This is a genomic window from Bradyrhizobium sp. Kon69, from assembly GCF_055807515.1.
Genome location: NZ_JBVVOS010000200.1, coordinates 1 through 338, shown reverse-complemented (window position 1 = coordinate 338; position 338 = coordinate 1). Strand labels below are relative to the sequence as shown.

The window sequence follows — 338 nt, the reverse complement described above, 5'->3', positions numbered from 1 at the left end:
CAAGCCAGCACCGCCGGCAGCAACGGCTACGGCACCTTCACGCTCGCCGCCGACGGCAGCTGGACCTACAGCGCCGACGACAGCCAGACCGCGATCCAGCAGCTCGGCGCCGGCCAGTCGATCACCGACTCGTTCACCGCCGTCTCCTCCGACGGCACCGCCAGCCAGACCGTCACCGTCACCATCAACGGCACCAACGACGTGCCGGTGATCGGCGGCGTCTCCACCGGTTCGGTCACCGAGGACGTCTCGGTTGTCGCCGGCAACATTTCGACCAGCGGCGCGCTCACCATTGCCGACGTCGACCAGGGCCAGTCCAACTACACCGCGCAAGCCAG

1 protein-coding gene is annotated in these 338 nt (G+C 68.6%); it reads left to right on the top strand.

Going from position 1 to position 338, the window contains the following annotated elements; genetic code table 11:
* On the top strand, positions 1-338 hold a 338-nt coding region (locus AC0L3U_RS38825; protein ID WP_473365029.1), incomplete at both ends, for a VCBS domain-containing protein.